The sequence below is a fragment of the Streptomyces sp. GbtcB7 genome (assembly GCF_019091445.1).
Taxonomy (GTDB): Bacteria; Actinomycetota; Actinomycetes; order Streptomycetales; family Streptomycetaceae; genus Streptomyces; species Streptomyces mirabilis.
On sequence record NZ_JAGXJM010000276.1, the window covers coordinates 1 to 275 of the forward strand.

Here is a 275-nt window from a genome sequence, read left to right on the forward strand (position 1 = left end):
TCCATCCTGCTCCTCGCGCTCATCGGCGTCCGCTTGCAGGCGAGTGGACTGCCCATCGCGATCTGGTGGCCCGCCGCCGGTGTCTCGCTCGCTTTCGCGCTGCGGGTCGCACGCGAGCGCCGATGGGTCGTGATCGTCCTGATCTTCGGACCCCCTGCCGTCGCCAACGCGATCGGCGGGCGCCCCTGGCAGCTCTGTCTGTTGTACGGCGCCTTCAACGCGGTCGAGATCGTGCTCGTCGTCGGCCTCCTGAGCCGACGCGACAGCACGTTCCG

At 69.5% G+C, this 275-nt stretch carries 1 protein-coding gene; it reads left to right on the plus strand.

Features of this window, described 5'->3' with window-relative positions:
* The coding region (locus KVT44_RS56085) for a hypothetical protein (RefSeq protein ID WP_217576980.1) at positions 1-275 on the plus strand (275 nt) is incomplete at both ends.